The 25,565-nt window shown below is 61.9% G+C and carries 24 protein-coding genes and 1 tRNA gene; 13 read left to right on the forward strand and 12 right to left on the reverse strand.

The window, feature by feature from the left end; genetic code table 11:
* Window positions 1-5 precede the first annotated feature (5 nt).
* From ACOZJV_RS00210 to ACOZJV_RS00230, 5 genes are all read left to right on the forward strand, one after another.
* Window positions 6-371, forward strand: a complete 366-nt coding sequence (locus tag ACOZJV_RS00210) for a helix-turn-helix domain-containing protein (RefSeq protein ID WP_078469138.1) — start codon at window positions 6-8, stop codon at window positions 369-371.
* 145 nt (window positions 372-516) lie between these two features.
* Window positions 517-1,158, forward strand: coding sequence for a response regulator transcription factor GacA (gene uvrY, locus ACOZJV_RS00215; RefSeq protein ID WP_020295157.1), 642 nt, complete (start codon window positions 517-519; stop codon window positions 1,156-1,158).
* Window positions 1,159-1,160: 2 nt separating this feature from the next.
* Window positions 1,161-2,984: an excinuclease ABC subunit UvrC gene (uvrC, locus tag ACOZJV_RS00220; RefSeq protein WP_020295156.1), complete on the forward strand. Its 1,824-nt coding sequence runs from the start codon at window positions 1,161-1,163 to the stop codon at window positions 2,982-2,984.
* A 32-nt stretch (window positions 2,985-3,016) separates the two neighbouring features.
* A complete protein-coding gene (gene pgsA / locus ACOZJV_RS00225) occupies window positions 3,017-3,577 on the forward strand; it encodes a CDP-diacylglycerol--glycerol-3-phosphate 3-phosphatidyltransferase (protein WP_020295155.1) in 561 nt (186 codons plus the stop codon).
* A 63-nt stretch (window positions 3,578-3,640) separates the two neighbouring features.
* Window positions 3,641-3,716 (forward strand) — tRNA-Gly (locus tag ACOZJV_RS00230).
* A 260-nt stretch (window positions 3,717-3,976) separates the two neighbouring features.
* Here ACOZJV_RS00230 and ACOZJV_RS00235 read toward each other — a convergent pair.
* Both ACOZJV_RS00235 and ACOZJV_RS00240 read right to left on the reverse strand, forming a co-directional pair.
* Window positions 3,977-4,357, reverse strand: coding sequence for a hypothetical protein (locus ACOZJV_RS00235; protein ID WP_421546439.1), 381 nt, complete (start codon window positions 4,355-4,357; stop codon window positions 3,977-3,979).
* Window positions 4,357-5,397, reverse strand: coding sequence for an MDR family NADP-dependent oxidoreductase (locus tag ACOZJV_RS00240; protein WP_421546440.1), 1,041 nt, complete (start codon window positions 5,395-5,397; stop codon window positions 4,357-4,359). The genes ACOZJV_RS00235 and ACOZJV_RS00240 overlap by 1 nt, the downstream gene beginning before the upstream one ends.
* Window positions 5,398-5,734: 337 nt before the next feature.
* On the opposite strand from ACOZJV_RS00240, the gene ACOZJV_RS00245 reads away from it, so the two are divergent.
* Entirely contained in the window at window positions 5,735-6,766 is a 1,032-nt protein-coding gene (locus ACOZJV_RS00245; RefSeq protein ID WP_421546441.1) for a helix-turn-helix transcriptional regulator, read from the forward strand.
* Between the two features lie 98 nt (window positions 6,767-6,864).
* On the opposite strand, the gene ACOZJV_RS00250 is transcribed toward ACOZJV_RS00245, so the two are convergent.
* From ACOZJV_RS00250 to ACOZJV_RS00280, 7 genes are all read right to left on the reverse strand, one after another.
* Complete coding sequence (locus tag ACOZJV_RS00250) at window positions 6,865-9,768, reverse strand: DUF4132 domain-containing protein (RefSeq protein ID WP_421546442.1); 2,904 nt, start codon at window positions 9,766-9,768, stop codon at window positions 6,865-6,867.
* A 30-nt stretch (window positions 9,769-9,798) separates the two neighbouring features.
* Window positions 9,799-10,239: a hypothetical protein gene (locus ACOZJV_RS00255; protein ID WP_421546443.1), complete on the reverse strand. Its 441-nt coding sequence runs from the start codon at window positions 10,237-10,239 to the stop codon at window positions 9,799-9,801.
* 150 nt (window positions 10,240-10,389) lie between these two features.
* Complete coding sequence (locus ACOZJV_RS00260; protein WP_421546444.1) at window positions 10,390-10,782, reverse strand: hypothetical protein; 393 nt, start codon at window positions 10,780-10,782, stop codon at window positions 10,390-10,392.
* A gap of 47 nt (window positions 10,783-10,829) precedes the next feature.
* Window positions 10,830-12,560, reverse strand: coding sequence for an FAD-dependent oxidoreductase (locus ACOZJV_RS00265; protein ID WP_421546445.1), 1,731 nt, complete (start codon window positions 12,558-12,560; stop codon window positions 10,830-10,832).
* Between the two features lie 70 nt (window positions 12,561-12,630).
* Window positions 12,631-12,951 carry an NIPSNAP family protein gene (locus ACOZJV_RS00270; protein ID WP_421546446.1) on the reverse strand — a complete coding sequence of 107 codons (321 nt, stop codon included), beginning with the start codon at window positions 12,949-12,951 and terminating at the stop codon, window positions 12,631-12,633.
* The gene (locus tag ACOZJV_RS00275; protein ID WP_421546447.1) at window positions 12,920-14,695 is read right to left on the reverse strand and encodes an FAD-dependent oxidoreductase; all 1,776 of its coding nucleotides are present in this window, start codon (window positions 14,693-14,695) and stop codon (window positions 12,920-12,922) included. The genes ACOZJV_RS00270 and ACOZJV_RS00275 overlap by 32 nt, the downstream gene beginning before the upstream one ends.
* A gap of 33 nt (window positions 14,696-14,728) precedes the next feature.
* Entirely contained in the window at window positions 14,729-15,547 is an 819-nt protein-coding gene (locus ACOZJV_RS00280; RefSeq protein WP_421546448.1) for a shikimate dehydrogenase family protein, read from the reverse strand.
* Between the two features lie 146 nt (window positions 15,548-15,693).
* Here ACOZJV_RS00280 and ACOZJV_RS00285 point away from each other — a divergent pair, with 146 nt between their 5' ends.
* From ACOZJV_RS00285 to ACOZJV_RS00315, 7 genes are all read left to right on the forward strand, one after another.
* On the forward strand, window positions 15,694-16,467 hold the full coding sequence (locus ACOZJV_RS00285; protein ID WP_201131434.1) for an IclR family transcriptional regulator domain-containing protein: 774 nt from the start codon (window positions 15,694-15,696) through the stop codon (window positions 16,465-16,467).
* A 330-nt stretch (window positions 16,468-16,797) separates the two neighbouring features.
* The gene (locus tag ACOZJV_RS00290; protein WP_421546449.1) at window positions 16,798-18,000 is read left to right on the forward strand and encodes a pyridoxal phosphate-dependent aminotransferase; all 1,203 of its coding nucleotides are present in this window, start codon (window positions 16,798-16,800) and stop codon (window positions 17,998-18,000) included.
* A gap of 54 nt (window positions 18,001-18,054) precedes the next feature.
* Window positions 18,055-18,954 (forward strand): transporter substrate-binding domain-containing protein, encoded by a 900-nt coding sequence (locus ACOZJV_RS00295; protein ID WP_020295059.1) that lies wholly within the window; start codon window positions 18,055-18,057, stop codon window positions 18,952-18,954.
* Between the two features lie 211 nt (window positions 18,955-19,165).
* Window positions 19,166-19,894 carry an amino acid ABC transporter permease gene (locus tag ACOZJV_RS00300; RefSeq protein WP_421546450.1) on the forward strand — a complete coding sequence of 243 codons (729 nt, stop codon included), beginning with the start codon at window positions 19,166-19,168 and terminating at the stop codon, window positions 19,892-19,894.
* 2 nt (window positions 19,895-19,896) lie between these two features.
* Entirely contained in the window at window positions 19,897-20,583 is a 687-nt protein-coding gene (locus ACOZJV_RS00305) for an amino acid ABC transporter permease (protein ID WP_078468841.1), read from the forward strand.
* A complete protein-coding gene (locus ACOZJV_RS00310) occupies window positions 20,580-21,308 on the forward strand; it encodes an amino acid ABC transporter ATP-binding protein (protein ID WP_078468842.1) in 729 nt (242 codons plus the stop codon). The genes ACOZJV_RS00305 and ACOZJV_RS00310 overlap by 4 nt, the downstream gene beginning before the upstream one ends.
* Before the next feature lie 193 nt (window positions 21,309-21,501).
* Window positions 21,502-21,960 (forward strand): Lrp/AsnC family transcriptional regulator, encoded by a 459-nt coding sequence (locus ACOZJV_RS00315; protein WP_078468843.1) that lies wholly within the window; start codon window positions 21,502-21,504, stop codon window positions 21,958-21,960.
* A 51-nt stretch (window positions 21,961-22,011) separates the two neighbouring features.
* Here the strand turns inward: ACOZJV_RS00315 and ACOZJV_RS00320 are convergent, their stop codons facing one another.
* The 3 genes from ACOZJV_RS00320 to ACOZJV_RS00330 form a co-directional block, all read right to left on the reverse strand.
* On the reverse strand, window positions 22,012-23,238 hold the full coding sequence (locus tag ACOZJV_RS00320; RefSeq protein WP_421546451.1) for an aminotransferase class V-fold PLP-dependent enzyme: 1,227 nt from the start codon (window positions 23,236-23,238) through the stop codon (window positions 22,012-22,014).
* Window positions 23,239-23,444: 206 nt separating this feature from the next.
* On the reverse strand, window positions 23,445-24,116 hold the full coding sequence (gene kynB / locus ACOZJV_RS00325; protein WP_421546452.1) for an arylformamidase: 672 nt from the start codon (window positions 24,114-24,116) through the stop codon (window positions 23,445-23,447).
* 19 nt (window positions 24,117-24,135) lie between these two features.
* The gene (locus tag ACOZJV_RS00330; RefSeq protein WP_421546453.1) at window positions 24,136-25,536 is read right to left on the reverse strand and encodes an FAD-dependent oxidoreductase; all 1,401 of its coding nucleotides are present in this window, start codon (window positions 25,534-25,536) and stop codon (window positions 24,136-24,138) included.
* Window positions 25,537-25,565: the final 29 nt, after the last annotated feature.

The raw sequence follows: 25,565 nt of genomic DNA on the forward strand, positions 1-25,565 counted from the left end.
TCCAAATGAGTGGAATCGGTTCGCGGTTACGACGGGAGCGAGAGCGCCTGGGCATGTCGCAGAAAGTTTTTGGTGAAATAGGTGGCGTTGAAGCCAACGCGCAAGGCAAGTACGAGAGCGGTGACCGTGCGCCCAAGGCGGATTATCTGTCACGGGTCGCCGCCCAGGGGGTGGATGTGCTGTATGTGTTGACCGGCAGCCGCATTCCGGTCCATGTCGGTCATCTGAGCCAGACCGAGGAGAAGGTGCTGGACAGCTACAGAGCGTTGTTCAAGGAGGATCAGGATGCTATCCGGCGCCTGACCATGACCCTCGCAGAGCTCTCTGCCTCCAGCGTGTCGCGCAGAAAGGTGGGGGTGCGCGAAACCTGAGAACCAAGCATTTACTCAGGGATAACTCGGTAATCGCTGATTATTGTGAATAGATGCTCTTTATGTCGCGCTGCCATTAGGTCTGGGCGCTGCTTTTTTGCTAAGGTGTCCGGCAACCTATAAGACCATTTCGCGAGGTGTCTGCTTGATTAGGGTGCTAGTAGTCGATGACCATGATCTCGTTCGTACAGGCATTACACGAATGCTGGCTGACATCGATGGCCTGCAAGTAGTCGGACAGGCCGAGTCGGGAGAGGAATCCCTGCTCAAGGCTCGGGAGCTGAAACCCGATGTAGTCCTGATGGACGTCAAGATGCCCGGTATCGGTGGTCTTGAAGCGACGCGCAAATTGCTGCGCAGCCATCCTGACATCAAAGTCGTGGCCGTCACGGTCTGTGAAGAAGACCCGTTCCCGACCCGCTTGTTGCAAGCCGGTGCGGCCGGGTACCTGACCAAGGGCGCTGGCCTCAACGAAATGGTCCAGGCGATCCGCCTGGTGTTTGCCGGCCAGCGCTACATCAGCCCGCAGATCGCCCAGCAACTGGTGTTCAAGTCATTCCAGCCTTCCAGTGATTCGCCGTTCGACGCCTTGTCCGAGCGTGAGATACAGATCGCGCTGATGATTGTCGGCTGCCAGAAAGTGCAGATCATCTCCGACAAGCTGTGCCTGTCGCCGAAAACCGTGAACACCTACCGTTACCGTATTTTCGAGAAGCTCTCGATCAGCAGTGATGTCGAGTTGACGTTGCTCGCGGTTCGCCACGGCATGGTCGATGCCAGCGCCTGATAATGACTGACCAGTTTGATCCCAGTGCTTTTCTATCTACCTGCAGTGGCCGTCCCGGCGTGTATCGCATGTTCGACAGCGAAGCGCGCCTGCTCTACGTCGGTAAAGCCAAGAACCTGAAAAACCGCCTGGCCAGCTACTTTCGCAAGACCGGCCTGGCGCCCAAGACCGCTGCCCTGGTGGGGCGCATCGCGCAGATCGAAACCACCATCACCGCCAATGAAACCGAGGCCCTGCTGCTCGAGCAGACGCTGATCAAGGAATGGCGGCCGCCCTACAACATCCTGCTGCGCGACGATAAGTCCTATCCCTATGTGTTTTTGTCCGATGGCGACTTTCCGCGCTTCAGCATCCATCGTGGGGCCAAGAAGCAGAAGGGCAAGTACTTTGGTCCTTACCCCAGTGCCGGCGCCATTCGCGAGAGCCTGAGCCTGCTGCAGAAGACCTTTATGGTCCGCCAGTGCGAAGACAGCTACTACAAGAACCGCACTCGGCCCTGCCTGCAGTACCAGATCAAGCGCTGCAAGGCGCCTTGCGTCGGCCTGGTGGAAGCGCCGGTGTATGCCGAAGACGTACGGCATTCGGTGATGTTCCTGGAGGGGCGCAGCAATGCCCTGACCGACGAGCTTTCCAGCGCCATGGAAGCTGCCGCCAGCACCCTGGACTTCGAAAAGGCCGCTGAACTGCGAGACCAGATCTCCCTGCTGCGCCGGGTCCAGGACCAGCAGAGCATGGAAGGTGGCACTGGTGATGTGGATGTGGTGGCGGCTTTCGTTAACCCGGGCGGTGCCTGTGTGCACCTGATCAGCGTGCGCGGTGGGCGAGTGCTGGGCAGCAAGAACTTCTTTCCCCAGGTCGGTATCGAGGAGGAGGTGGCCGAGGTCATGCTGGCGTTTCTCGGCCAATACTTTATCAGCAGCCCTGAACGCGACTTGCCGGCCGAGTTGATCGTCAACGTGGTCCACGAAGACTTTCCGACCCTGATTGCCGCCATCGACGAACAGCGTGGGCGTGAACTGAGCATCAGCCACCGGGTGCGTGGTACCCGGGCCCGCTGGCAACAATTGGCCGTGACCAATGCCGAACAGGCCTTGAGTGCGCGCCTGGCCAACCGGCAGCACGTGGCGGCCCGGTTCGATGCCCTGGCCGAAGTGCTCAACCTCGACGAGCCACCGCAGCGCCTGGAATGCTATGACATCAGCCACTCCAGCGGTGAGGCCACGGTGGCGTCCTGCGTGGTGTTCGGTCCCGAGGGGCCGATCAAGTCCGACTATCGGCGCTACAACATCGAAGGCGTGACCGCTGGCGATGACTACGCGGCGATGCATCAGGCCCTGACCCGACGCTTCAGCAAGCTCAAGGACGGCGAGGGCAAGTTACCGGACATCCTGCTGGTGGACGGCGGCAAGGGCCAGCTATCCATGGCCCGTGATGTGCTCAACGAGCTGGCGGTGCCGGACCTGATCCTGCTCGGCGTGGCCAAGGGCGCTACACGCAAGGCCGGTTTCGAAACCCTGTACTTGAATGACGCGGCCCACGAGTTCACCCTCAAAGGCGACTCTCCGGCGCTGCACCTGATCCAGCAGATTCGCGATGAGGCTCACCGTTTCGCGATCACCGGGCACCGTGCCCGACGTGGCAAGACCCGACGCACCTCGACCCTGGAAGGGGTGGCGGGCGTGGGGCCGAAGCGGCGGCGGGAGCTTCTCAAACATTTTGGTGGATTGCAGGAGCTGTCTCGTGCAAGCATCGAAGAGATCGCCAAAGCACCGGGGATCAGTAAAAAGCTCGCAGAGTCGATTTATGCAAGCCTGCATAGCGAGTAGAATGCCACCTCACCTCGTAGCCAGTTGTGCCGATGAATATCCCTAATCTGATCACCGTTCTACGCGTCCTGCTTATCCCGATTTTCATTCTGCTGTTTTACCTGCCCTACAGCTGGAGCTATATGGCGGCCAGTTCGGTGTTTGCCTTCGCCGCTGCAACCGACTGGCTGGACGGCTACCTGGCGCGCCGCCTGGAGCAAAGCACGCCGTTCGGTGCCTTCCTCGATCCGGTGGCCGACAAGCTGATGGTGGCGGTGGCCTTGGTGCTGCTGGTGCAGGAACACGGCAACCTGTGGCTGACGTTGCCGGCGGCGGTGATCATCGGTCGTGAAATCGTTGTCTCGGCATTGCGCGAATGGATGGCCGAACTCGGCGCCCGTGCCCACGTTGCCGTGTCCAACATGGGGAAATGGAAAACCGCCGCGCAGATGCTGGCGCTGGTGATCCTGCTGGCCAACCCGTCGGACTTCAGCTTCTGGGTCCTGGTCGGCTATGCGCTGCTGTTGATCGCCGCAGGCCTGACCTTGTGGTCGATGCTGCAATACCTGCGCGCCGCGTGGCCGCACCTGAAGACCAATGCGGAAAAGAAATAAAACTTTTTTGAATCAAGGGCTTGACGCCGCTTCTGATTTCTATAAAATGCGCACCACCAAGACGCGGGAATAGCTCAGTTGGTAGAGCACGACCTTGCCAAGGTCGGGGTCGCGAGTTCGAGTCTCGTTTCCCGCTCCAAGCATTAAAAAATGGACCTCTGAAAAGAGGTCCATTTTTTTCGTCCAGAGAAAAGTCTTTCTTTGATTTTTGCCGCCCCGTCTGAAAACACTCGGCTCCAGCTTTGATGGGCGGGCTTTCGTTTATATGTTGATTCAGGGCGGGTTGCGGCCCGTATCTGACCTGCTCAGCTGCACCCAGCCGGAAGGTTTCAGTCTCCATTGTGTTGATCGAGCGCCCCGACCATCAGGGGGTCCACGGTCCCTGAGCAGGGTGGGCATTCACGGCAGGAACACGTACAGGTTCAGCACCTGCAGTCCGCAGAACAGGGTGATTGCCCAAGCCGTGGGGTCGCGACACACATTGACGCCCGGGCCGCCATGACCGCTGCCCGGCCCGTGCCGCGCGAAAAACAGCGCACGCTCCTCGCCCAACCAGTGCCGCAACCTTACGCCGGCCATGGAGAACAGGCCCAGCAGTGCCAGGGGCAGGGTCGTCACCAGCAAGGTGGAGGTAAAGCCCAGTTGCAGGTTCTCCAGCAATGGGCCGACGGTTGTGAAGATCAATCGCAGGTTCAGCGACACCAGGATAAAACCGGCCCACAGCAGCCATGATTGCGCGGCGCTGGTATTGACGTGAGGCGAAACGGTTGAAGCCCCCATCACCCTTCAAGCTCCACCAGGACCAGGCTCTTGAGGTGGCCCGCACAAGCCTCCTGCAATGCCAGCGGTGCTTGGTGCAGGCCTTTGACCAAGGTGTGGGGGGTACGAATACCGCCGTCGCGCTGCCACAGCGCCAGTTGTCGTATCCAGGCGTCGAACATTTCTGGTGCTTCTTCGTCGGCACTGAAACCGCGTAGCGTCACCCCCCTGAGAATCAGGGGGAAGGTGTCCAGTTCGACCGGTGCCTTCAGGGTTGCGCTGTGGGGGTTCAGTTCCGCCGACACTGCTCCGAGCAGTACACAACGTGCACCGTGCCGGACAATCTCCAGGGCGGCCGCCAGTTGTTCGCCGCCCACCATGTCGACAATAACGTCGATACCCTCTGGCGCCATGCGGGCCAGTTGCTCGCGGATCGGCTCGCCTTCGCGCGTGACCACGGCGTCATAGCCCAGTTCGGCCTGCATCCACCGGGCCTTCTCTTGGTTGCTGGTGGTGCCGATGACCCGTGTAGCACCCAGTAGCCGGGCGATTTGTCCGGCCATGGCGCCAATGGCGCCGGCGCCGCTGGTGACGAAGACTGTATCGCCCGGACGAACTTGCACGGCCTTTACCAACGCGGCGTAGGCCGTCCAGCCATGCCCGAGCCAGGCGGCAGGATCAACGACCGAGGCATCGATGAGCGTGCATTGCTCGACCGGCAGCACCGCGTAGTCGCGCCACCCCAGGGGATGCATGACGAGGCTGCCGACACTCAGGCTGACCCCGGCACCGACCCGGATCACCTCGCCAATGGCGCCATCGGCGAGGGTGTCGCCAGGTTTGAGCGGGGGGAAGGGAATGCCTTTGACCTCTTCGGCACCCGCTTCGGCCATCAAACGGGTCGAGATAGAGACCCGAAACCAGCGATTGCGCACCAGCACCTGCCCGGGGCCGGGTTCTGCAACCGCCGTTTCGACCACCGCGAAATGCTCGGCCTTGAGTTCCCGCGAGTGGTAACCGAGGAGTTTGACCTCCCGTGCTTTGAGTGTGTGTTCCGTCATGAATGGACTCCTGCGGTATTCATTTGAACGCTCCTGGGTCGGGCGTATGGAGGTGCTGTCGGTAAAGGCTGGAAATTGATGGGGCGCCAGAGGCGCAAGGCGGGCACACAGGGCTGATCGGCGCTCAACACGTGGCGTGGCGCGACTTCATGGGCACGCTCAATGGGCGTCGGTTGAGCGAGGTGCTCCGCGCCCAGCGCCGGCAGGTTGCCGGCAGCAAACAAGGGCAGCGCTATGAAAACAGTGCCATGCACCGTGTCAGGGAGATCAGTCATGGGGTGGCCAGGGCCGAAAGAGGCGCTAATTAAGGTCGGGCCACTATAGAATCCCAATGCGAATGGATCTGTTTACAGGTTTAGGCAGTCCGGATTATCTGTTTGGCATTTCGCAGATATCCCGGCATTGGGGCAGCGCAACACAAGGAATGATGAGCATGAGCTACCGATTTTCCTCCACGGACAGGGCTGCGCCTTCTCGCCTGGGGCAAACGCCTTGGCAGCGATCCCAGTTACCCGAAAGCCTGGGCACCTGCTTCACTGACTCTCTGACATTCGAGGATGGCCTGGCAGTGACCTACTCCCAGTTCAACCCGAACGTTGACCTGGTGGAGAGCGGGTCGTTTGAAGGGGAGCGTGCCCTGACGGTAGCGATCGCGTTGTCGGGACAGTCGAGCAGCACCGGTATGGACGGGCAGCGTTACGATTTCACCGGCGGCCACAGCACCGTCGCCACCTACGGCAACTTGCGCGGAGAGCGGTGTTATCCGGCCAAACAGGCGATCCGCCAGTTGCGCCTGGTGGCCAAGGCGCCGCTGCTGCAGCGGTACGGGTTGGAATACTTGCTCGAGGGCGGCGTCAAGGCGCTGTCGGCCAACCGTTTATTTTGCGGCAGGCACGGTGCGGCCACACAAAGGCTGGCCAATTCATTGGTCCATCTGCACGACCAGGCTGGAGGGCTGCTCGATATCCACATTGCCGCGCTCGGGCTGTTGTCGGAGCAGATCCGACCGCTGGCGCCCGCGCCAACGTCCGTAGAGGACAGGGTCCGCTCAAAGGACCAGGACTTGATGCTGAGAGCGCGGGATATCCTGATCAGCCAGTTCGACCGCCAATTAACCGTGGGGTATTTGTGCGCTGCGCTGAGCACCAATGAATTCAAGCTCAAGCAGGGGTTTCGCAAGGTGTTTGGCACCAGCCCTTACCGCATGCTGACGGATATCCGCATGGCGAAAGCCAGGGAGCTTCTGGAGTCAGGCATGTACGTGTCCACGGTGGCGTACAAGGTCGGGTTTCAACACCTTTCGAGCTTCAGTAGCGCCTTCGAAAAGTATTACGGGTGCACCCCCAAGTCATTGCGTCACGCCAAATGACACAGAAATGGCCACGGGGATTGGCAAAAACGGCAGGGCTACAGCAGCAATAAGCAACGATATGAGATCCAGTGCTTCAAGTCCTGCATCAAGCCCCGTCAGCCGCCTTGCTGTATCTGCTCCAGTATCAGGCTGTCGGTGATGTTCATGTCGTCCAGCAACAGAAACATCTTGCTCAGCACCTCGGCCATTATCTTGTCGGTGTCGGCGAACGGCAGGTAGAACTCGGTGACGTTGCGGCTCGCGGCCACGATGCACAGGTAGTTGCCGGGTTCGATATGGATGACGGCACTGCCCAGATGAATGCGGTAGTTCGCACGCTGGCCGGTAATGTGCAGAAAATGCCCGGCACATTCAACGTTTCGCAAGCCCAGTCCCTGGATCAACTCGGCGACCAGTTCGGCGCGTCGCTGCAGGGTTTCGTTGCTGGTGCTGTAGCCGTCTGCGGCGTGGGCCACGGAGACCAGCAGGTCGGCGTCACGCATGACTTCCGAGAACAGCAGCGGCGGTACGTGCTCAAGGGGGATGGCTTTCTGCTCGCGGTAGAACGCAATCGTGTCGAAGATAACGTGCTCTGTTTCCGAGAGGTAATGGCCGGTTTCCAGAAAGTTGAACAGGGCGTAAATCCCGTGTTCTTTGCTCTCGTAGTAGATGTCCTCGACGCTTGAGGTCGACCAGTTGCGGGCCTGCAGCAATCGCGCCGCGACGTTGCTTTTCAGGCGGTGGCCGGCAAATCGGTTGGACCACAGGCCGCTGTCTTTCTCGGCAGGTGTCAGCAGGTACAGCTCGCGAAAGGCCTGTTTGAACGGTTGCACGCGGCGATGGCTCACCACGTCTTTCTGCCAGGCCGAGAGTTGCCCTGCCGTAAACAGATGAAAAGGGTGAGCAATCCGCAGGGTTTTTGCCGCGGTGTGCTGGCGGCCTTCAAGGTCAGTCACCGTCAGCGTGGCGGTGTCGAGCCAGCCCAGCGCAGCGTCGTCGACCTGCACGATCAGTTGCTCCAGCAGCAGGCGCACCGCGGGCATGTTCAACAGCGGTTTCAGCTCGTCCAGGGCCAGGGTTTCGCCGCTGCTCATCATGGCTTCCAGGGTGCGGCAGAAGCGTGCGATCTGGTCCTTGAGCAGGGCCTGCTGTGCCTTGAGGGCGACGAAATCTGCGCTTTTGCGAATGGCTGGCGGTGCGGTTTTGAGCGTCTTTCCGGCTTTGCAGATGTGCAAGGTGGGGGACAAGCCGTCGATCACCAGCGTGACCTCGTAGCCATCGATGGTGGCGGCTGTCAGGGCGGATTCGGCGATCTCCGATTCCATGGCCCATTCCAGGCGCATCGCCGAGGGGTAACCGGCGACCCGCGCCAGGTTTTCAAGCCCGGCCTGCACGGCGGCGTGGGAGTTGGCCTGTCGCTCGGCGCCGTATTTACGCACCTCCTTGTGCAGTTTTTTCAGTGTCAGATAGCGCTGGCGTACGTCGTCCGCATCGGTGACGGGCAGTAGGCCATAGATGCGCATGGCCGCCTGGGCGTGGCGGGTCAGCTTCTTTTCCAGCGCCGGTCGACCGATGCCCTGATAGGCGTCAAGCAGCACGCGCGTCTCGGGAAACGCCCAGTGCGAGGGTTTGAGTGCCGCGAGGTACTGACGCAGGTGGTCCGGGTCGGCCTCGGCCAGCGCCTTGTCCAGCAGGTAGCGGTCTACCACACCCACGGTTTCATCCAGGGTATTGGGCAGGTCGCTGCCCCAGCCGGACTGAGGGGCCAGGGCAATGTTCAGGTATTCACGCTGGAAGGCCTGCAGGTCGCTCCAGCCGAGCGCGTCGAGCACCACTCGGCTGGCGTGTCCGGCGTAGGGCAGGGCGGTCAGCAGGGTATTTTTTGAAAAGCCCCTCAGCGCCGCGAGCAGCTCGGCCGATTGCTCCCTGGGCAATTCCTGAAGCAATAGGAAGCGTTCGAGCACGGCGGCCGTATCGCCGAAGCGGTCGAAGAAGCCATCGGGAGTCATGCCCAGTCGTTCGACGACCGCCAGGGCCTGCAGCAACCAGCGGCTCTGATACACCTCGACCGAACCCAGGATGTCAGCCAGCCGCTCGGCATTGTCGGGCAGCCCGGCCAGGGCGCTCTCGGCATAACGCGCGGTGAAGTTCGCCAGTTCAGGAGGCACTGCGGCGGGTTCTTCTGTGTCGGGCGCATCGCTCTGGGGCGACTCGTCATCGAGGTCTTGCTCTTGCGCGGCCTCGTCGTCTGCATCGTCTTCGTCGAACGCTTCATCGCTGCCCAGTCCGGCGACGTCTGAGTAGAACATCATGGCGCGGCCCCAGGTATCGGCCGCCCGCACGAAACGGGGGTAATCGAGGCGGCCCGCTGCCAGCAGGCCCAGAGCGATGCACTTGATATCCCGATGCAGGTAGTGATACGGGTCGGCGACTCTGCGTTGTTCACCATCAGGTGCTGAAGAGGGCTGTGCGCGGTTCCAGCTGCCGTCCAACAACCATTCGGCGAAACTCTGCCAGGCCGGGGTGGACGGGTAATTGCTCAGGCGATTGATGCAGGCTTGAACGTCCGGGAAGGCCCAGGCCTGGTCGGGACTTCTTCGGTAATAGGCTGGGCCATCCTCTTCAGTGGGCAATGGATAGTCACTGTCCTCGAAGGCAAATTGCAGCATGTGCCGCAGTCGCGAACAGATCTGTTCCAGCGCGTAGGCATCCGGGTGAGCAGTGATCCACGCATCGCAGAGTTGATATTGCAGGCCATAGCGCCGTTGATCGCGGTGGTCCTGCAGATCGTCCCAAACGGTCGGGAACACAAAACCATCAGCCAGTGCCTTGGGCCCATCTTCGGGATGCTGCCTGACCCAGTCATCGGCTATGCGCAGGAGGTCGAGGTCTTCCCAGAAATCGATCTCGGACTCTTCATCGGTTCCGGGCTCGCGATAGGCATCCAGCGCTCTATCACAGAAGGCTCGCAGCGCAGCGAGGCGTGTGGCTTGTTCAGGCAGAGGACGACGTGATGGCATGAGGTAATCCGAAGAAGTGAGCGACGAGGGTCAACCGCCAATCAGCGGTACCAGGCGGATAAACGCGAGGGTGGAAGGGGGACTCAGTTCGATGGACTCATCGAGGCTTTGCAGCATGACGCCGTTGTGCAGAACGCGGAACGCGCGGGTTTCGAACCCCTTCAAGGCTCGTTCGACCTCAACCCCGACATCCAGGTCCGGAGGCGCGCTGGCCTGAGGCATGGCCACCGCGCCTTGACGGGCCTGCTGAAGAACGTCCCGCTCGCTGAGGTATTGGCGGTCGAGCGCTTCGCGCGCCGACAGGTGTTGCAGCCAGTGCTGGACCGACAGCGCAGCGATCTGTTGGGCCACGGTCAGGCGAATGAGCTCGGCGACCGTCAAGGTCAATGAAGTCGGTTTCAGGGTGACGGGGGGCAGTAAAGGCTCCTGGCGCGCGCCTTTCAGGCAATAGCTATGAACCACGAACTCCATGACGCATTCCTTGCAAGTCAGGCCAGCCGGGCGGATGGCGCCTTAGCATAGTCCTGTGGGCAATAAACGTCATCGCACTTTATGGTGGAGCCTCATGAGGCGGGAGCTGTGGGTATGGCCCCGTGGATCATGGGGCAGCGCGTTCAGGGTTCAGAAAAAATCAGCCATCAGCAATGCGCTGTCTGTCGCAAATATGGACTCATAGATCGCTTCATGGGGGACGTCACGGGCCAACCAGGCGCTTGCGCTATAGACCCGTGCCTTGTTGAAAAAAACCAGGTGCCTTTCGTCTCCCTGCTCAAACAGCCTGAATTGCTGCTCCTCCATTTCCGCGCAGAGTGCGTCGAACAGCGCGGGGTCTTTTTTCTCCAGCGCGATGACCATCTCCGCCCGGTTGAGGCCGGCTTCGCTGGCTGCCCACAACACGATTCGAGTGGCCACCTGCCGATTTCTGCCGGGGAGGCCGGCGTCCAATGCCTGTTGCACCTCGGGATAACGGCAAGCCAGGCGTGAAGGCATGATCTTTTGCGGGGTATGGCTCATCACGGGCTCCCGAGGGTGGTTCTCCACGCTGGCGTTTTTCACCCTGACTAAGGCGCAGGTCGGCCGGTTGGCGCTTGGTCAGGGGCCAGGCCGGCAAGCGTTTGTGCGGCGATGTAGCCAAAGGTCATGCCCGGGCCGAGGGTGATGCCGCCGCTGGGGTAGTGGCCGTTCATGATGCTGTTCATGTCATTGCCTACGGCAAACAGCCCGGGAATCGGCGCGCCGTGTTGGTCCAGGGCGCGGGCGCAGGCATCGGTGTTCAGGCCGGCGAAGGTGCCGAGGCTGCCGGGCACCAGTTTCACCGCGTAGAACGGTGCTGTGCACAGGCCGCCAAGGGACGGGTTTGGCCCGTGCAGGACTTCGCCCTGTGCCTGGTTGTACAGCGACTCGCCACGCTGGAAGAGCGGGTCATGCCCCTGGGCCGCGCCCAGGTTGAATGCGCTGACGGTGGCTTGCAGTTGCCGGGCATCGATGCCGCATTGGCGGGCCAGGTCGGCCAGGGTCGGGGCCTTGAACAGGTAGCCCGCGCGCACGTAGCGCGCCGTCGGGAATGGAAAGGGCCTGGCCCAGCCCAGGCCATAGCGGCGTTGGGCGCGGTGGTCGCAGATCAGCCAGGAGAGCGGGGTTTCTCCCGGTCCCGTGGCGGCAAACAGGGCGCACATGTAGTCGTGGTAGGAGTCGGCCTCATTGACGAAGCGTCGGCCATCCTGGCGCACGGCGATAAATCCCGGCTTGGCGCGTTCCATCAGGTGCGCAAAACCACTGAAGCCGCCGTCTTCGCGGGGCACTCTCGACACCGGCGCCCAGGCGGCGGCATGGGCCAGGTCGGACACCACCCATGCCCCGACGCGCTCTCCCAGGCGCAGACCATCGCCGGTATTGCCCTTGGGGGCCGCGCTCAAATGGTCGCTGCCATTGGCGGCATGCTGGAACAGGCGCGCGATGCGCTGGTGATCGTGAGGGAAGCCCCCGCAAGCGAGCACCACGCCACGCCGGGCGCGGATCTCGACCCGGCGTCCGGCGGATTCGACGTGCGCCCCGACCACGCGTTCACCGTCACGCAGCAGTTCCCGTACCGGCGTATCAGTCAGCAGGCGTACCTTTTGATCCAGTGCGCTTTTGAGCAGGCGGGCCACCAGTGCATTGCCGTTTACCAGGTGCATGCCGCGGCCATGGCGCAGCAGGTCGCGGGCGTGGCGCAGCAGGCGTTTGCTGGCGTAGAGCAATGAGGACGGCGACTGGCGGGCATTGAGCAAATGATTGAGATCGGCACCGCCGGCGATGCCCATGCCGGCCAGGCTGATCAGGTCGAGTGGACGTCGCAGCCGGTTGATCCAGGGACCGAGGCGTCGCCCGTCGAAGGGCAGGGCACAGACCGAGCGGCCACCTGCTGCGCAGCCTTCGGTGGCGTGAAAATCAGGCATTTTGCTGCCGGAGAAAAACTGCACCTCGGTATGGCGTTGAAAAAACTCGACCATTTTCGGGCCCTGTTCGAGAAACGTCTCCACACGAGGGTCGAGCACCGTGCTGCGCAGTTCATGCCGCAGGTAAACCCGCGCCTGCTCCAGGTCCTCGACGATACCCTCGGCGATGGCCAGGGGGTTGCGTGGAATCCACAGCCAACCGCCCGACCAGGCGCTGGTGCCGCCGAATTGCGGTTCCTTCTCCACCAGCATGACGTCGAGGCCCAGTTGCGCCGCCGTGACTGCGGTTGCCAGACCAGAGGCGCCGGAGCCGACGACCAGAACATCACAAAACAGGGGATCGCTGATGGACATAGGGATTACCGCGATAAGGACGATGAGGTTGGCCGCTCCCGATTGGAAGCGGCACAACACGGCGCCGGGGTTATTTGAGCGGGGAAAAATCGGTAGGGCGCAGCAGGCGTGATTCCAGGGTCACCACGGCGTTCAGCTCCTTGTTCAGCCGCGCAAACTCCTGCCAGCGCGGGTCGGCAGCCATGGCGTTGCGACGGGTGATACGTTCGTCAAGGCTGGCATAACCCCAGATGTGCAGCACCTGATTGACCTCACCGATTTCGGTGGTGAAGAAGCCGACAAGGTTGCCCAGGTGTTCCTGCTGCACCGCCAAGGCGTTGCTTTTGTACAGGGCCAGCCAGTCGCCGAGCTTGGTGGGGTTAAGGGTGTAGGTGCGCAGTTCGTAATACATGCTGTTCTCCAGTGGGGGATGGTGATGCGGTGCTGGTGAGCCGGCGCGCGATGTCGCTGGCGGCGAGGTAGCCGAAGGTGAGACCGGGGCCGAGGGTGATGCCCGGGCCAGGGTAGGTGCCGTCCATGATCGAGTTCATTTCGTTGCCGGCGGCGTAGAGCCCGGGGATCGGCGCGTTGCTGCGATCCAGCACGTTGGCCTGGCCATTGGTGACCAGGCCGCGGGCGGAGCCCAGGTCGCCGGTAAACAGGCGTATGGCGTAGAAGGGCGCCTTGCGCAGCGGTTTCAGGCAGGGATTGGGCTGGTGCAGCGGGTCACCCATGTAGCGGTTGTAGGCCGTACTGCCCTTGCCGAACAGGGGGTCGACGCCGTGTTCGGCATCGGCGTTGTACTGTGCCAGGGTCTGCTCCAGGGACGCGGCGTCGATGCCGGCGGCAAGCGCCAGCTCGGCGAGGCTGTCGGCGCGCAACAGGTAGCCGGCCTTGATCAGTGCGCTGTTGTCGACGGGGCTCGGTCGCGCCAGGCCCAGGCCGTAGTTGTTCAGGGCTTCGCTGTCACAGATCAGCCAGCAGGGCGCATTGGCGCCGCCCTGGGCGAACATCCCCTGGACGAAACAGTGGTAGGAATCCGATTCATTGACGAAGCGCCGTCCGGCACGATTGACCGCGATCACCCCGGGTTTGGCGCGGTCGGTGACCAGATGGGGAAAGCGCTCCACGCTGCCATCGGCCTTGTGCAAGACCGAGACCGGGGCCCAGAAGAAATTCGCCGCCAGGTGATCGCCGACGGCGGCGTTGATCGACGCCGCCAAGCGTTGCCCGTCACCGACGTTGGCGGGCGGTGACATGCTCCAGTGTTCCGAGCCGGTGTCTGGCCGCTGTTGCGCCGCGTGGGCGCCTGCTGCAAAGCCGCCCATGGCCAGTACCACACCGCCCCGAGCGAATACCGGACGGGTGATGGCGCCTCGGGAAATCTGCACCCCGCGGACCCGGCCATGCTCGATGATCAACGCCTCGGGTGTCGCCTGCAGCCACAGGTCGACGCCATTGGCCAGGGCCGTGGTCGCCAGGCGCGCGATCAAGGCGTTGCCCACGGTCAGGCGCGTGCCGCGGGGATGGCTGAGGCGGTCGATGGCGTAGCGGGTCAGCAGTTTCAGGCAGTGCCAGAGGGATCTGGGCGAACGCTTGATGCTGAGGAAATGCTGGATGTCGACCCGGTTGACCATCATGCCGCCGAACAGCAGCATGCCGTCCGGTGGTCGTTTCAGGTCCTTGAAATGCTCGCCGAGGCGGCGTCCGTCGTATTCGTCGATTTCCAGCGCCCGGCCGGTGAGCGTGCCACCGGGCAAGTCCGGGTAATAGTCGGGCGACAGCGGCCGCAGGCTGTATTTGAGTTCGCTGTGGGTTTCCAGGTAGTGCAGGGCTTCACGACCGTGCTCGATGAACGCGTCGATCAAGGGCGGGTTGTAGCCTGGGCCTATCACCGCTTTCAGGTAGTCGCGCATCTGCTCGGCGGCCAGGTGATGCCCGGCGGCCCGGGCCTGATCGGTATCGTGCAGCCACACCGCACCCCCGGAAATCGCCGAGGTGCCGCCGAAGGCTTCGGTCTTTTCCACCAGCAGGACCTTGAGCCCGCGGCAACTGGCCGTCACCGCCGCGGCGAAACCGGCAGCGCCGCTGCCCAGGACAATGACGTCATAGGTCTGGCCGGCGTCGGCCGAGGCCAGGGAAGTCGTAGTGTTCATGGTTGTCACCTGTTTGAGGACGTTGCCGGAGAGTCAGATTTCCAGCGGCGTCACGCCCATGAAGTGCCCCAGGTTGCCCAATTGCGCCAGGGCCATTTCCGGTCCGGTCTGGATCGGGCAGCCGAGGCGTCGGGCAAAGGCAAGAAAGGGTGTCACTGCCGGTGAGGTCACGACGTCGGCCACCAGGGTGCTTGCGGTCAGGGTTGCCATCAGGGCCTCGGGCAACGGCATCGGGCCCTCATCGCGGGTTGCCCCCATGCCCACTGGCGAGGCGTTGACCACCAGGTCGAAGGGGGCGAGCGAGGTCGGTCCGGCGCTGATCGCGATAGCCGGGAAGGCACTGCGCAACAGCTTGCCGAGTGCCTCGACACGTTCGTGGCTGATGTCGCTGATGACCAGGCGACTGACTCCGGCCTGGCACAGTGCGTAGGCAATGGCGCTGCCCACGCCGCCTGTGCCGATCACCAGGGCCTGTTTGTGCTGGGGGTTGAACCTATGCTTGCGCGCGGCGTTGAGAAAGCCTTCGCCGTCGACGATATCGCCCACCAGCCGGCCGTCGGCCTCGCGGCGGATCACATTGATCGAGCGCAGCGCCGTCGAGCGTTCACTGACGCTGTCCAGGCTCCCGGCCAACTGCTGTTTGTAAGGCACGGTCACCACGCATCCGCGCAGGTTGTGCCAGCCGCGCAGGGTCTGGACGAAAGCGTCGAGGGCGGTTGGCGCCAGGTCGATGGCGATCATCGCGACGTTCTGCTGCTGGTCGACGAACCAGCGATTGAAGTTTTCCGGCGACTTCACCTGGGCGATAGGTGAGCCGACGATGGCGACCAGTTCAGTTGAACCCTGGATCATGGGGTAGTCCCGCTTATTGGCTGTGTTGTGGAGCCAATACTGCAAGCGAGGTACAGGGCGGACAATCAAACGCACCCTGGAATACATTGATAATCGCAGCGCCACTGCGATAATCGCAGTATTTGCCCCTCAAGGAGCCACTCCCGATGAAGCAACCCACCATCCATCAGCGGGATCTGATCGTTGGCCTGCAAAAGGGCTTGGCCCTGTTGCAGCTGTTTTCCCAGGAACATCCGCGCTTGAGCGTGCCCGAAGTCGCGCGCATGGCCGAGATGACCCACAGCGCGGCGCGGCGCTTTTTGCTGACGTTGGTGCATGACGACTTTGCCCAGACCGATGGCCGCCATTACTGGCTGACCGCCAAAACCTTGCGCATCGGCCAGGCCTATGTCGATTCCGCGGTATTGCCGCGCATGCTGCGCCCGATCGTGGAGCAGGTGGCGCGGACCACCCAGGAGCATGTGTCGGTGGGCGTGCGTGATGGGGATGACATTGTGCACGTGGTGCGCAGCCGCTATAGCCACATCACCTCGATGTCGATCCGCCCCGGTTCACGGGTGCCGATGTATTGCACCGGCAGCGGCCGGCTATGGCTGGCGAGCCTTTCCCCGGAGGCGCTGGCGGCTTACTTCCAGCGCAACCCGCCACGGGCCATCACCCCGTACACCCTCACCGACGAAACCCTGATCCGCCGTGAAATCGCCCTGGCCGGCGAGCGCGGCTATGTGATGGTGGATCAGGAATACGAAGTGGGCATGCGCGTGCTGAGCGTGCCGCTGATCGATCGGGAAGGGCACTTGCAGGCCACGCTGACCCTGACCACTCACGCCTCGCGCATGACCCTTGAGAGCATGCGCGAGCGCTACCTGTCGGCGCTGTATGAAGGGCAGGCACTGTTAAGGCCGATCATGACGCTCTGAGTTTCAACGACAGGCCGTTTGGAACCTGTTGAAAGGGCGCTTTTTGCGTGATGGTCATCATACGTCTGTCGCAAATTTGACGTCCTCATAGCACTCCTCGTCGATTTATCCAGCGCGTTTCACTGCGTGGATGCCGATCCCTGAAGCCTGAATCAGCTGAATAGCCCTTGTTTGCTAGGTTTAACGAATTTTATCGCCTCGCAGAAAACAGCTGTATTTGCCGATTGCGAAATCAAAAAATCACATGTCATACTACATCGTACAACAGCAGTGAGGCGCTGGAGGATCTTCCATGATCTTCAGCAAACCTCCAAATAAGGCGGGTAGTTCATGAGTTTTGAAAGTCAGCGCGTCAAGCAGATCTCTTCCTCTCCCAGCATGATCATCTCCATGCGTGCCAAAGAACTCGCCAGCCAGGGTCGCGACATTGTCGACATGAGCCTCGGCGAGCCGGACTTTGATACCCCGGCACATATCATTGATGCCGCCAGCCAGGCGATGCGTGACGGGCATACTCGCTACACGGCGCCCCAGGGAACTCTGGCGCTGCGCCAGGCGATTGTCGGCAAGTTCCAGCGCGAAAACGGCCTGAGTTTCAGCGTCGACGAAATCACCGTCGGCAACGGCGCCAAGCAGGTGATTTTCAATACCTTCATGGCGACCCTGGAAGCCGGTGATGAGGTGATCATCCCCGCGCCGTACTGGGTTTCCTATTCCGACATCGTCACCCTCAACGGTGGCAGCCCGCAGGTGATCGCCTGTGGCATCGAGGTCGGCTTCAAGCTGACTGCCGAAGCGCTGCAAGCCGCGCTGACCGAGAAAAGCCGCTGGCTGATTCTCAATTCACCGTCCAATCCGAGTGGCGCCATCTACTCCCAGGCCGAGTTGCAGGCGCTGGGCAAGGTGCTCGAAGACTTCCCCAACGTGCTGGTGATGTCCGACGAAATCTACGAGCACGTATTGCTTGCCGACCAGCCGTTCGTCTCATTCGGCAACGCTTGTCCTCAGTTGCGTGAGCGCACGCTGTTGATCAATGGCGTGGCCAAGGCCTATGCCATGACCGGCTGGCGTATCGGTTATGCCGCGGGCCCCAAGGCGCTTATCGCGGCAATCAGCAAAATCCAGTCCCAGAGCACTTCGGGCGCCAGCGCGATTTCCCAGGAAGCGTCGCGCGCCGCACTCGAAGGTCCGCAGGCATTCGTGAAGAGTTGCGCCGCCGAGTACGCCGAGCGCGGCCGCATGCTGGTGGAGGGCCTGAGCCAATGCGAGGGCTTGCGCCTGAGCGCGCCGGCGGGGGCTTTTTATGCCTTTCCCGAGTGCAGCCAGTTGTTGGGGCGCACCGCGCCTGACGGTCAGGTGATCACCGATGACGTCGAGTTATCGGCCTACCTGCTCAATCACGCCGGCGTGGCGGTCGTTCCGGGCCTGGCGTTTGGGCTGCCGGGTTACTTCCGGCTGTCGTTCGCCACGTCCCGCGCAAACCTACAAAAAGCGGTCGTTCGTATCCGCGAGGCGCTCGCAGCCTTGCGCTGAAGCCCTCGCTCTTTTGCTGTGCCAAAGCTGCCAAAACAATAGTCGGAGATCCCCATGCTCGATAAAAAGAAACAGCTGCTTGCCCTTGTCGTGACTGCCTGCCTCAGCGCCGGCGCTGCCCAGGCGGACGACCTCACCGGGACCCTGAAGAAGATCAAGGAGTCGGGCACTGTCACCCTTGGCTATCGCGATGCATCGCTTCCGTTTTCCTACCTCAACGATGCCCAGCAGCCCATCGGCTACAGCATCGAGCTGTGCCAGAAGATCGTTGATCAGATCAAGGTCAAGGTCGGCGAGCCCGGTTTGAAGACCGAGTACGTCTCGGTGGTCGCAGCCACCCGTACACCGTTGCTGATCAACGGCACCATCGACCTGGAATGCGGCGTTACCACCAACACGGTCGAGCGCCAGAAACAGATCGGCTTCCTGCTGACCAGCTACGTGGCCAGCGCCAAGTATGCCGTGAAGAAAACCTCTGGCATCAACAGCATTGCTGATCTCAAGGGCAAGTCGGTGGTGGTGATTACCGGTGGCAGCGGTGAGTGGATCACCAAGAAAATCGACCGCGAACAGCAACTGGGGCTGAAAATCCTCAACGCCAAAGATGGCGGTGAAGCCTTCCTGATGCTCGAGACCGGCCGCGCCGTGGCCTACATCAACGACGACGTGCAGTTGATGGCGACCATTGCGCAAAGCCGCAGCCCGGATGCTTACACCTTGCTGGCTGAACCCATGTCCGCTGAACCCTACGCCATCGGCATCCGCAAGAATGATCCGCAGTTCAAGACCTTCGCGGATGACGTATTGCGCAACCTCTACAGCAGCGGCGTGATCGATACCCAATACCCGAAATGGTTCCAGCAGCCGATTCCGCCGAAGAACGCTGTGATCAACCTGCCCATGAGCGACGCGCTGAAAGAAGCCATCGCCCACCCGAACGATACTGGCGTCTGATGCCACCCAGTGGGTCGAGTGAACACGGATCTGTGAGTAGTTAGTGTGCTGGTCATGAACGTCAAGGATGACGCGTGCGGTGTGGATGCACGTTGCAAAGGAAGGTGCTTCGCGAGCCAGCAAACGGCTGCTCCTGTGCATACGTCCCGTTCCTCGACCTGCCGGCATCTGCGAATGCTGAGTTCCGCTTTCTCTCAAAGGTTGGTGTTTCATGGATTACAACTGGAATTGGAGCGTGTTTTGGGACTTTGCGCCCGGAGAATCGTCTTCCTATCTGCATTGGCTGGTCACGGGCACCAGCTGGACTCTGGCTACAACCCTCGCCGCATTCATCCTGGCCTTTCTGATCGGTGGCCTGGTTGGCACCCTGCGTACCAGCAGCCTTCGACCGCTGGTGTGGCTGGGTAACCTCTACACCGAGGTGTTCCGCAACATCCCCTTGCTGGTGCAGATGTTCATCTGCTTCTTCGTGATACCCGAGCTATTGCCGGTATCGATGGGGGACTATCTCAAGCAGGTCTTGCCCTATCCCTCGTTTTTCAGCGCGGTCGTGGCGTTGACCCTTTTCACCTCGGCCAAGCTGTCGGAACTGTTCAAGGCTGGCATCGAATCGGTCGCCGCCGGGCAGCGCGGCGCGGCGTTGGCCTTGGGTCTGCGTCCGAGCCAGATGTACCTGCAGGTACTGTTGCCCCAGGCATTGCGGGTGGTGTTCCCACCGCTGACGTCCGAGGCGCTGAACACCCTGAAAAACTCATCGGTGGCCCTGACCATTGGCTTGATGGAATTGACCGCGCAGGCGAGAAACGTCAGCGAGTACTCGTTCAATACCTTTGAGGCGTTCACCGCCGCAACCTTGATCTACGTGGTCATTTCGTTGCTGGTGACCTTTGTCATGGGGCACATCGAGCGTTCCCTGACCCTTCGCGGCGCGACGAGGTAGTTATGTTTGAACTCGATCCAAGCGTAATCGTGCGGGCTATGCCGGCGCTGTGGAATGGCCTGAAGTTCACCCTGCTGCTGACGCTGGTGGCGATGTCCGTCGGTATCCTGGCCGGCACCTTGCTGGCGCTGATGCGACTCTCGCAGAACCGCGTCATGCGCGGTTTTGCCCTGGGTTATGTGACGGTGATGCGCAGCATTCCGTTGGTGCTGGTGATTTTCTGGTTCTACTTCCTGATGCCGCTGCTGCTGCAAATGGCTTTCGGCACCGAGAGGCCGGTGCAGATCGGTCCGGTGGTCACCGCCTTCGTGACGTTCTGCATGTTCGAGGCGGCGTACTACAGCGAGATCATTCGCGGTGGCATCCAGAGCGTCAGCGGCGGCCAGAGACAGGCCGCGGCGGCCCTGGGCATGCGGCCGGCACAATCAATGTTCTACGTGATCCTGCCCCAGGCGATGCGGCGAATGACGCCGTTGCTGCTGACCCAGACCATCATCCTGTTCCAGGACACCTCACTGGTCTACGTGCTTTCCATCGCCGACTTCACCGGTGCAGCGAGCAAGTTCGCCCAGCGTGACGGGCGCCTGGTAGAGCTGTACCTGTTCGTGGCCCTGGTCTACCTGGTGATTTGCTATCTGCTGTCCAGCCTGACCAAGCGCATGAAAAGAAATATAGGGAGAACCGCATGATCCAGATGAAAAACCTGAGCAAGTGGTATGGCAACTTTCAGGTTCTGAAAAACTGCACCACTCAGCTCTCGCGGGGGGAGGTGATGGTGGTGTGCGGACCTTCCGGTTCGGGCAAGAGCACCTTGATCAAATGCGTCAATGGCCTGGAGCCGGTGCAGAAAGGCGAGATTTTCATCGATAACCAGCCCGTCACCGGCAAAGGGGTCGACCTGCCCAAGCTGCGCGCTCGAGTGGGCATGGTGTTCCAGCATTTCGAGCTGTTTCCCCACCTGAGCATCATCGAAAACCTCAACCTGGCGCAGATCAAGGTACTGGGCCGCGACCGCGACACAGCCACCAAAAAAGGCATGCAACTGCTGGATCGCGTCGGCCTCAAGAACCACGCCCACAAGTACCCGATCCAGTTGTCCGGCGGCCAGCAGCAGCGGGTAGCGATCGCTCGTGCCCTGGCCATGGACCCGATCGCGATGCTCTTCGACGAACCGACCTCGGCACTCGACCCGGAGATGGTCAATGAAGTGCTGGACGTCATGGTCCAGTTGGCAAGTGAAGGCATGACCATGATGTGCGTCACCCACGAAATGGGCTTCGCGCGCAAAGTGGCTGATCGCATCGTGTTCATGGACGGCGGAGAAATTATCGAGGACGTGAAGTCTGAAGAGTTCTTCGGTGCGCCACGCTCGGATCGGGCACGCAGCTTCTTGTCGAAAATCCTGCAGCATTAACCAGCGGCAAAAGCACGGCAGGCCCCATGCCGCGCAACTGACGCCCGATGCCTTGCATCGGGCGTTTTGCGTCATGGGTCGCGGTTCTGGTCTGCGGCGGTTTGGGTGCTGTCTCTGATGCTGCGCAACAGGTTTGCATTGCAATGACCGCCATGATTTCCTGCGCGGGAATCCTGCGCCCTGGTGACCTTGCATGACTGACTTCAAGCTTGATCGGATGGATACACGAATAATCGCTGTGCTACGCAAGGAAGGTCGAATCAGCCATCAGCAACTCTCCACCCAGGTGGGGCTGTCACCTTCTCAGTGTCAGCGACGGGTGAAAAGGCTTGAAGACGAAGGCGTGATCCGTGGTTATTCAGCGGACATTGATGAAAACAAGCTCGGCAATGATGTCAACGCGTGGGTACTGGTGACCTTGCAGCGAAACCAGCCAGGCGCCCGCGAACGCGTTGCCCTGTTGCTGCAGAACCGACCGTGGGTGCGTCTGGCGACAGGCATCACCGGGGATGTCGATTTCATGCTGCGCGTGGTTGCGCCACGCATGGCCGATTTTACCCGGATTTTGGTCGATGAGTTGAGCAGCCACCCTGATATCAGCAGTACGCAGTCATTTATCTGCCTGGATGAGCTGGTCGGTGATCGCTCGTGAAGTCAGCATGGGTACCGGGCGCGGCAGCACCCATGCGTGGTGGCGGTGAGCTTAGAGCGACTCGTCCAGCGCCCGTATCAGTTGTTGCACTTCCTCCTGGGAGGTGTAGTGAACAAATGAAAGACGGAGTACGCCTTCGTCGGGATTGATCTCGAGCGCTTCCAGCAGGCGCACGGCATAGAAATGGCCAGCGCCGGCGATGATGCCCTTGGAGGCAAGGCGCTCGCAGACTTCGCGAGGTGTGGCATTCAGGGTTTGCAGTGACACGGTCGCGGCTTTTTTCTGCGCGTTGGTGGGGCCCAGCAACCGGACACGCGGATCCTTGGCGCAGAACTCCAGCAGTGGGCTCAGCAGCCCGACTTCGGCCTGCTTGAACAGTTTCCTGAGGTTTGCGCCGCGCTCGCTGTTGTCGGCCTCGGGAAAATGGTGGGCATGCACGCTGTCAAAATAGGCTGTGACGCCGTTGACCGCTGCGACCTGGGCATGGTCAGGCCCGGCCGGGACGAACCACTTGGCCAGGTGGGCGGCGTTAAAGTAGTGCGCCTGGTTGCCGAGGAAATCCATCAGCGGCCGTCGAATGACCATCGCGCCCAGGTGCGGGCCAAAGGTCTTGTACAGCGAGAACAGGTAGACATCCGCGCCGAGCTCGGCGACATCCGGCAAGCCATGGCCAGCGTAAGAAACACCGTCGACAACGGCTACGGCGCCGACCCCATGGACGATTTCGCAGATCTCGCGGACCGGGTTGATCTCACCCAGGATGTTTGAACAGTGGGTGAAAGCCACCACTTTGGTGCGTGAGGTCAGGAGTTCTACCAGGGCCGCTGAATCCAGGGAGCCGGTGGCCGCGTTGACCTGCCATTCTTTTATGACGATGCCGCGCTTGATCAGCCGACGCCACACGCCATTGTTGGCCTCGTGGTCCTGGTTGGTGACGATCACCTCATCACCCGCGTCGAGCCGATTGGCAAAGGCCTCTGCCAGCACATAGCTGTTCTGTGAGGAGGAGGGGCCCAGGTGGACCTCCTCGGGTGCGACGTTGAGGTAGCTGGCCATTTCGCGATGAGCACGGTCCATCTCCTCGCCACCCCGGCGAGATGCAGGGTGCACACCGTAGGGTTGCATCTTGTTCTGACGGTAAAAACGATTGAGGCGATCGATGACTTCCTGACAGGCGTAGGAGCCGCCAGCGTTATCGAAAAATGCCTGGCCTTCGAGCGAGGGCTCGGCAAAGGCCGGGAAGTGGCTGCGGATGAACGGCAGATCGAGAGTGGGCATGAACAAGACTCCGGCATCGCTAGGGGGAATTTGACACGCCCTATCCTAATGGCTGACCCATGCATAAGGGCCGCATAAGTAGGGCGGGCGAACCCCGTCAATGCAGGAATCACGCGTCATAACCTCGTGAAATGCGTGGAATCCGTCATAAGTGCCGGTGGTAATTGCTCAGGCATTGAGTGAGATCGCTGAAAGCTTGCCCGACCTTATCCCGCTTGCCCCTCCGGCGATCCCGGCCGTAGCCCCGGCAGGCTGCGCAACACCGCCCGCACCGGGCTCGCGTCCAGGGCCATGAACTTGAGGGGCAGGGCGATCAATTCGTAGTCCCCGGCCGGCACTTCATCCAGCACCAGCCCTTCGAGGATGGCCATGCCATGGCGCTCGATAGCGTGGTGTGCGTCCAGGGTCTTGGACTGTTGCGGGTCCACCGAGGGCGTGTCGATGCCCACCAGCCGCACCCCGTGCCGCGCCAGCAAGTGGAGGGTGGCCACGGCGATTGCGCTGGAGTCCGGGTCCCAGGTGCAAGGGTCGCTGCGACGATAAGTGCGCAGCAGGATGCGTTCCGGTGCCCCGGCCAGGTGCGGCGCTACCTGCTCCGGCTGGACCAGGGCGCCGCTGTCGAAGCAGTGGATCACCCGGCAGGTTCCCAGGTAGGGCTCGAGGGCCACCGCGCCAATGGCGGCGCCGCGGCTGTTGTAGTGCAGCGGAGCATCGGCATGGGCCCCGGTGTGGGGCGAGAGGGTGATTTTTCCGACGTTCACCGGGCACTGCTGATCCAGTACCCAGACGGCTTCCTGGCGGTAGCGGGTGTCCCCCGGCCAGGTGGCGAGGGTGCTGGAGATCGGTGGGCTAATGTCGAACAGTTTGCGTGCGGGCACCTGGCAGGCTCCTTCCCAGTCAGCAACGGCGACCCTGGGCCAGGTCGCTCAGGGGCGGCAGGCAGCGGGTCACTTCGTGCTCCACGGCATCCAGGTTGATCGAGGTCAGGTCGGTGTGGTTGGCCACGGCGAATTTCAGCAGTTGCTCCTGGATCTGCCCGCGAGCCAGGGCCTGGGCATAGGGCAGACGGCTGAAGGTGACCATGCTGTAGCGCGGGATGAAGCGCGTGGGTTGGCGCTGGGCCATGATTTTTCCCAGCTCGCGCTCCAGCAGGTAACTGGGGCTGGCGACCTTGCTGCTCATTTCCACGTAGTTCTCCAGGGCCATGGCCTGGATCGCCAGGGCGTTGGGCTGGCGTTGCGCGGTGAATGCCGCAAGGGCGCTGGCGATATTGCCGGGCTGTTGCAATTGCTCGGCGAGAGCCACCGCGTCTTCCAGGGCGCAGTTCATGCCCTGGCCGTGGAACGGCACCATGGGGTGGGCGGCATCCCCCAGCAGCACGGCCTGGCCGCCGATATGCCAGGTGTCGAGGCGCAGGGTCGCGAGCTTGCCGGTGGGGTGATGGTCGAAGTCCTGTTCCAGGCTGCCCAGCATCGGCGACAGCCCTGGGAATTCGCGGTCGAAAAAGGCCCGGGCGGCGCGTCCATCGACCAGTTGGGCGAAGCACGGGCTGGTGGGTTGGGTCGTCGGGCTCTGGTGGTGCAGGAACAGGGTGACGGTGAAGCTGCGGTCGAGGTTCGGCAGGGCGATGCACATGTAGTCGCCGCGAGGCCAGATGTGCAGGGCGTTGGGCTCCAGGCCGAAGTGCGCGCTGGCCTGCGGGGTGATCTGCAATTCCTTGTAGCCGTGGGGCTGGGTTTCCAGTTGCTGGTCCAGGTCGACCACCTCAGCCATGGCCTGGCGCACCGCCGAGTTGCAGCCGTCGGCGCCGATCAGCAACTGGAAGCGACTGTCCAGGTGAGCCCCCGAGGCGTTGCTGAAGGTCAGGCGCTGGCGGGGGAAGTCGACGCTGTGGAGCCCCAGGTTGAAGTGGATTTTCGCCCCGGCCGCTTCGGCGCCGTCGAGCAGAATCCGGTTCAGACGATCGCGATTGATCGACCAGATCACCTCGCTGTCATCGCGTCCGTACGGTTGCAGGCTGGGGGCCGTACCGGGGACGTGCACCATGCGCCCGCGCATCATCACCGCTTCGGCCAGCACCTCGGGTTCGAGCCCGGCCAGGCGCAAGGCATGGGCGCCGCGTTCGGCCAGGGCCAGGTTGATGGAACGGCCGCGGGCCCCGGTTTCGATGCGCGGATCGGGGCGTCGCTCGAACAGGCTGACACGCCAGCCCTGGCGGGCCAGCAGGCGGGCAACCAGGGCTCCGGCCAGCCCGGCGCCGATGATGGTGACTTGACGAACGTTGTCTGTAGCGGTCATGGCGAATTCTCTTGGGGTGGTGCCCGGTT

Origin of the sequence: Pseudomonas sp. QD4 (assembly GCF_049199125.1) — a bacterium.
GTDB lineage: Bacteria > Pseudomonadota > Gammaproteobacteria > Pseudomonadales > Pseudomonadaceae > Aquipseudomonas.

Excerpts from the sequence above, each read along its gene's own strand:
- ACOZJV_RS00245 (WP_421546441.1), top strand. The coding sequence starts at position 5,735 with ATGGATCTGTTTACAGGTTTAGGCAGTCCGGATTATCTGTTTGGCATT.
- ACOZJV_RS00305 (WP_078468841.1), top strand. The coding sequence starts at position 19,897 with ATGTTTGAACTCGATCCAAGCGTAATCGTGCGGGCTATGCCGGCGCTG.
- ACOZJV_RS00330 (WP_421546453.1), bottom strand. The coding sequence starts at position 25,536 with ATGACCGCTACAGACAACGTTCGTCAAGTCACCATCATCGGCGCCGGG.
- ACOZJV_RS00210 (WP_078469138.1), top strand. The coding sequence starts at position 6 with ATGAGTGGAATCGGTTCGCGGTTACGACGGGAGCGAGAGCGCCTGGGC.
- ACOZJV_RS00315 (WP_078468843.1), top strand. The coding sequence starts at position 21,502 with ATGACTGACTTCAAGCTTGATCGGATGGATACACGAATAATCGCTGTG.
- ACOZJV_RS00250 (WP_421546442.1), bottom strand. The coding sequence starts at position 9,768 with ATGCCATCACGTCGTCCTCTGCCTGAACAAGCCACACGCCTCGCTGCG.
- pgsA (WP_020295155.1), top strand. The coding sequence starts at position 3,017 with ATGAATATCCCTAATCTGATCACCGTTCTACGCGTCCTGCTTATCCCG.
- ACOZJV_RS00280 (WP_421546448.1), bottom strand. The coding sequence starts at position 15,547 with ATGATCCAGGGTTCAACTGAACTGGTCGCCATCGTCGGCTCACCTATC.
- ACOZJV_RS00235 (WP_421546439.1), bottom strand. The coding sequence starts at position 4,357 with ATGGGGGCTTCAACCGTTTCGCCTCACGTCAATACCAGCGCCGCGCAA.
- ACOZJV_RS00270 (WP_421546446.1), bottom strand. The coding sequence starts at position 12,951 with ATGTATTACGAACTGCGCACCTACACCCTTAACCCCACCAAGCTCGGC.
- ACOZJV_RS00255 (WP_421546443.1), bottom strand. The coding sequence starts at position 10,239 with ATGGAGTTCGTGGTTCATAGCTATTGCCTGAAAGGCGCGCGCCAGGAG.
- ACOZJV_RS00300 (WP_421546450.1), top strand. The coding sequence starts at position 19,166 with ATGGATTACAACTGGAATTGGAGCGTGTTTTGGGACTTTGCGCCCGGA.
- ACOZJV_RS00295 (WP_020295059.1), top strand. The coding sequence starts at position 18,055 with ATGCTCGATAAAAAGAAACAGCTGCTTGCCCTTGTCGTGACTGCCTGC.
- ACOZJV_RS00285 (WP_201131434.1), top strand. The coding sequence starts at position 15,694 with ATGAAGCAACCCACCATCCATCAGCGGGATCTGATCGTTGGCCTGCAA.
- uvrC (WP_020295156.1), top strand. The coding sequence starts at position 1,161 with ATGACTGACCAGTTTGATCCCAGTGCTTTTCTATCTACCTGCAGTGGC.
- ACOZJV_RS00290 (WP_421546449.1), top strand. The coding sequence starts at position 16,798 with ATGAGTTTTGAAAGTCAGCGCGTCAAGCAGATCTCTTCCTCTCCCAGC.
- ACOZJV_RS00265 (WP_421546445.1), bottom strand. The coding sequence starts at position 12,560 with ATGTCCATCAGCGATCCCCTGTTTTGTGATGTTCTGGTCGTCGGCTCC.
- ACOZJV_RS00260 (WP_421546444.1), bottom strand. The coding sequence starts at position 10,782 with ATGAGCCATACCCCGCAAAAGATCATGCCTTCACGCCTGGCTTGCCGT.
- ACOZJV_RS00320 (WP_421546451.1), bottom strand. The coding sequence starts at position 23,238 with ATGCCCACTCTCGATCTGCCGTTCATCCGCAGCCACTTCCCGGCCTTT.
- ACOZJV_RS00240 (WP_421546440.1), bottom strand. The coding sequence starts at position 5,397 with ATGACGGAACACACACTCAAAGCACGGGAGGTCAAACTCCTCGGTTAC.
- ACOZJV_RS00275 (WP_421546447.1), bottom strand. The coding sequence starts at position 14,695 with ATGAACACTACGACTTCCCTGGCCTCGGCCGACGCCGGCCAGACCTAT.
- ACOZJV_RS00310 (WP_078468842.1), top strand. The coding sequence starts at position 20,580 with ATGATCCAGATGAAAAACCTGAGCAAGTGGTATGGCAACTTTCAGGTT.